Raw genomic sequence first — 5,227 nt, forward strand, 5'->3', positions numbered from 1 at the left:
GTATTTTAATACGTCATCTGATAATTCCTGTTCATTTAAACTTAATTTGACCAATATAATAGCAACACCATCAACTCCTGAAACTACTGAAGAAGAACATTTGACAATAAAAGATCATGTAGGTTCATCAACTTTAAGAAGAGAATTACCACAAACTGGTGAAAAGAAATCTACTTTGAATGCAGGCTTTGCCCTTGCTTGCATAGGCTTGGCTTTGCTTGCAGGGATGTTGTTTGATCCTAAAAAGAAGCACTAATACTGAATAAGAATTAAGTTCGTTAAAGATCGAATCATTTTGGGTTCGATCTTTTTTAGTAACAAAATTTAAAAAATCCCACCTTCGTGAATAATTGAATACTTTATGTATTTCAATCGTCCACTTTAGTGGGATTGTATCAATTCAGGATGATCTTTTTGAATTTCCTGTTTTTGAAGGGCAGCCCAAGTCCATGGAAGAGTTTTTTAGTCGCCTAGAAACTATAGGCAAGGCTTGGCATAAAGCCTATGATACCATTGATTCCGATACAGATAGAGTCATTAAGAGAACTAAAATGGATGCTCGTACTACGTTAGACCTACTAGAACATCTATCACCTGTACAGCTCTTTTGAAGAGAAAAAGAATATCAGCACGTCACCAGTATGGTTCTTAGACTATGATCAAAAAATTTATTGTACTGATGACGCCATCATTGGTCAGATGCTTCAAACCATTAATCATGACATTACCCGACGCAGCAGTCGTAGCTTATTACACTGGAAAATTCTTAAACAAAATTGTTTCAGAGATTTTTATTTTTTGATGGGTGTTATTTTTTATTTAGTTTTAAGTGATTTTATCTATTAAAGGTAATAGCTCTATGTTATATTATAAGTGTTATAATAATGTAAAAATTATTAGGCACTGAAATATAGTGCCTTATGATACGAGGAGAAAGATCATGTTAGAAAGAGTCCCAAAATATACACTAAGAAAACTGTCAGTTGGCTTGGCCTCAGTGATGATTGGATCAGGAATACTGATGAACTCTCCAAAGGTACTTGCTGATACTATTAACTCAAATAAAGGTACTAGTACTGCTGTTAAACCTTCTAGTCAAATTGAAGATAAGAGGGGCAAGTCAGTTACTGAAGCAGCAACTATAACTGTCAATAACAAAGAGAGTGAAAATGAGTTAAAGTTAGCAAAAGCTTCAGGTGGTGCCCCTGCTTCAGCAACCACAACTAATGCTGAAGAAAAAGTAGTGGCAACAAATCCCCAAGATAAAGACAAGCGGACAAATGCGAATGAAACTACGCAAAATACTACCGGTGTCGGCAAAAAAGATACTGAAGTAACGCCGACTAACGACGCAACAACACCAGCTACACCGAAGACAACCGCCAAGTTTAAAGTACTGGCTGCACTACCAAAAATGAAGGTAGCATCCAAGGTTAACGCACCGGCTGCACGAACGGCAATGAAGGCAGCAGCTCCTGCTGAAACACCAGATCCAACGGTTCCAGATAACTCAGCTAATACTGCTATTATAAATGACAAGGATAGTTTGGAAAAAACTTGGCTTGAAACATCTACTGAGCGGGCCCAGGTCTACATTACCGTTAAGGGGACTGACCAAAAGAATTACGTCAGTTCTTATGCAGACTTTAAGAACCGCCTTTATTCAGAAATCTATACTAATCGGATGGATCCTAATAGCCTGGAATTACATATTAAATATCAGGTTTTAAAGGATCGGGTCCAAAACTTCATTGTAAACTGGGGAGAATCGTTGCGGTTAGATACCAGTAGAATTGGTAAAGATGGTTTAACTTTCACTACAGATACAGGTGAAAAAGTAGCCTATACGTTAACACCAGGATGGGGAAAGTATAAAACCTATGATGAATGGCTTAAAGAAGGCCAACAAGATATGAGTGCGATGAACGCTCTTAAAATTGGCAACAATTTAAAGGCCGGGACTAACTTCACATTAACTGCTCCACTAAAATATATTGGTAGAACTGATGGTGAAAAACAATTTAATAATATTCAAGTTGTAGATTACGGGCACCCAAACGCTAATATGGGATTTGGCTTCGTTGAATTACACCCAGAGAAAATCGATACTCCAGAAGCTCCAACTACTGATAAAGACACTGTTACTACTGGGATCTACAATAATCCCCAGATCACTGCTTCAGATTGGCACAAGATGGCCCATGGCCAGGTTATTGCTTATTACACGGCTAAGGGGAAAGACCGTAAAACTTATGTAACTGGGTATGTAACTGCTAATAATAAGTCTGAGTCGATCATCAATGTTGATCAGATTGATCCAAACACTCTGGAATACCATTTGATTTACCACAATGGTGACAAGGAAGTTGGTTCCGGGTTGTGGTTCAACTTTGCTGATAACAAGACTGTAGCGATTGATACGAGCCGTCTTGGTGCTAATGGTCCACAATTGAAGAGTCAGCAAGGCTGGTCTTATGGCTGGGGGATCAACGGTACTGGTGATGGTGGTAACTATTACCGTGACTGGGCAGAATACCTTAAGGCCCACAATGGTTCTGGAGATAAGGCTACGCAAATTACCATGACGGGGACTGCCTTTAAACCAGATGATAGAATCGAATTTATCATCCCGGTTAAGTACATTGGTCAGCTCTCTGATCAGGTTCATTCACTAACCTTTGCGCCACAGGTTAACGACTATGGTGGAGGTAACTTTGCCAATGGGATTAAACTCTACTTTACAACTGTGCGCAAGGACTTAAGTAAGGTTAAGCGGGTAGACTTGCTTCCGGCTGAGTTCATGGGGGAACAACCTGGTCAATCATACTGGAAGCCCGTTAAGGAAATTTCCAAAGATATGCCAAATGGGTGGGATGCCTTTAAAATTAGCAACTTCCCAACCTATAAGGGATCATTCAATATGGACTCACTACCAAAAGGGGACAGACCATCGCTTGTTTACGGCAGTGCGCAATACTTTATTGATCTAAGAAAAATTCAAGAAATTTTTGCTAGCCATGGTTACACGGTCAAGTATGCTAACAACAACGGTAAAGCTCAGGAAATGCCATTCTATGCATACTCCACCCTACCAGGGGCATTCCGTGTTGATGATGATAGACCTGTCTTGAATGACCCATCTATCTGGGTAATCCAAGTTCAAGCTGTGCCTGCTATTATTTTAAATAAGGATCAACACTATGTGGCAGATCCAAATGCTAAGTCATGGGACACCACTTCAATGATTGATGAGATTTATGCTGCCGATGACCCAGGAGCACGGAAGACGCGCGATCAACTAACAAAGTTGCCAAAGACGGACGTGGATATTAGTTATGAATACCAAGCTCCAGGGGCTGCTACAGCTGTTGCGGTTGATAAGGTCGATTTGACTAAGGCGGGGGTATACACTGTCACTTACAGTCATACTTATGCTGATGGGCAAGTAGTTAAAGATAGTCGAAAGGTTTATGTCGATGGTGTTAAGCAAGAAACCAAGGACATTACTCGAACAATTATTGTCCACACGCCAAACGAAAGTGACCAAAAAGTTATCCAAACAGCAACATTGACACGGGAAGTGATTCTTGATGCAACTACTGGGGAAGTGGTCAAGGATGGTGAATGGACTACTGGCAGTTGGAAAGAATTCGTTGCTCTAGAACATGCAGGATACACTCCAAACATTGCCAAAGTAGAACAAATAGACGTGACGGCTGATACCCAAGACACAACGGTTGAGATCAACTACACGGCTAATGACCAACAAACCCACGTGATCTACGTTGATGACGATAACAATTTGGATCCAATCAAGAAAGAGATGTTGAACGGGAAGACCGGCGAGACGGTAGCTACTAACATTGCAAATCCAGATGAAAGCAAGTATGAACTGGTTGGAACACCAGAAGCAGAATATACTTTCGCTGCCGAAAACAATGAAGATGTCATTGTGCACTTGAAGCACAAGCATGGGAAACAAGTCGAAGAAAAGACGATCACTCGGACAATCAACGTTACTCATCCAGATGGTAGTCATGAGAGCATCAAGCAAACAGTAACCTTGAACCGGACTAACGAAGTTGATTTGGCAACAGGCGAAGTGGTCAAGGATGGTGAATGGACTACTGGCAGTTGGAAAGAATTCGTTGCTCTAGAACATGCAGGATACACTCCAAACATTGCCAAAGTAGAACAAATAGACGTGACGGCTGATACCCAAGACACAACGGTTGAGATCAACTACACGGCTAACAAGCCAACTACGCCAGAGCAAAACAATGATCAGGGCCAAAAGCCACAAACTAACGATCAAGGTCAAAAGCCACAAACTGAAGACCAAGTGACAGAAAATGGCAAGGGCACTGCAACGGCTAACAAGCCAACTACGCCAGAGCAAAACAATGATCAGGGCCAAAAGCCACAAACTAACGATCAAGGTCAAAAGCCACAAGCTGAAGACCAAGTGACAGAAAATGGCAAGGGCACTGCAACGGCTAATACTCAGGGCCAAACTCCAGCGCCAGTAGCTCAATCAGCTCAAGCGCAAAAGTTGCCACATACTGGAGAAGCTGAAAACCGCTTAGGAATCTTAGGTGTCTTAACAGCTACCCTAGGGATGTTAGGTTTAGGCTGGAAGAAACGTGAGAGACAGTAATTTTGCAAATAGACTATATTGAAATAGTAAAGCTAATTATTGTTGTGATTTATACAGAATTATAGATTATCTTTGTTTATTTAACGTGTGAGATTAGTGAAACACTCAGTCTATAAAAAGCCGGTGATGAATTAAAAATTGAGGCTCTTTGTCAAATCCTGTTGATAATGAGTAAATAAAAAGAATCAAGCAACCATTAAAAGGCTGTTTGGTTCTTTTTCTTTGTACAGATTTTCTTCCAAACGAATTCTGGTTAAGAGATTAGTAAAATTAGAATAGCCAAAAGCTGTTCGTTCAATTTGTTTGAGCTTGCGGTTGAACCCTTCAAGGCAGCCGTTAGAATAAGGCAGTTTTGCTCCATTAAGCACAGCTTTTAGGTTATGTTTAAAGGTCAATAGTGTTTTGTGCATTAAAGTCCCAATTTGATCTTGGCAGTTGATTAATAATTTGAGCTCATGAGTATTGCCCGTTTTAACGGCTTGAATAAAGCTTTGCATCAGGTTATATGAATTCTCTAATGAAGAAAAGATAACTCATGGCTGGCTAGCTGTGGGTATTACCATTATTATG

2 protein-coding genes and 2 pseudogenes are annotated in these 5,227 nt (G+C 40.3%); 3 read left to right on the forward strand and 1 reads right to left on the reverse strand.

Annotation, left to right across the window (positions count from 1 at the left end; translation table 11 throughout):
- The 3 genes and pseudogenes from CP352_RS10460 to CP352_RS10470 form a co-directional block, all read left to right on the forward strand.
- On the forward strand, positions 1 to 256 hold a 256-nt coding region (locus tag CP352_RS10460; RefSeq protein ID WP_233186943.1), incomplete at its 5' end, for an LPXTG cell wall anchor domain-containing protein.
- 684 nt (positions 257 to 940) lie between these two features.
- Positions 941 to 1,870 (forward strand): annotated as a pseudogene (locus CP352_RS11575) (YSIRK-type signal peptide-containing protein); the annotation flags it as partial.
- Between the two features lie 51 nt (positions 1,871 to 1,921).
- Positions 1,922 to 4,657 carry an LPXTG cell wall anchor domain-containing protein gene (locus CP352_RS10470; RefSeq protein WP_369823553.1) on the forward strand — a complete coding sequence of 912 codons (2,736 nt, stop codon included), beginning with the start codon at positions 1,922 to 1,924 and terminating at the stop codon, positions 4,655 to 4,657.
- A gap of 185 nt (positions 4,658 to 4,842) precedes the next feature.
- On the opposite strand, the pseudogene CP352_RS10475 reads toward CP352_RS10470, so the two are convergent.
- Positions 4,843 to 5,181 (reverse strand): annotated as a pseudogene (locus tag CP352_RS10475) (transposase); the annotation flags it as partial.
- Positions 5,182 to 5,227: the final 46 nt, after the last annotated feature.

The sequence above is a fragment of the Lactobacillus sp. UMNPBX1 genome, assembly GCF_002554085.1.
In the GTDB taxonomy this organism is placed as follows: domain Bacteria; phylum Bacillota; class Bacilli; order Lactobacillales; family Lactobacillaceae; genus Lactobacillus; species Lactobacillus crispatus.

What these genes read in the sequence shown, in the direction of transcription:
- CP352_RS10470 (WP_369823553.1), top strand. Translation starts at nt 1,922, where the DNA reads ATGAACGCTCTTAAAATTGGCAACAATTTAAAGGCCGGGACTAACTTC.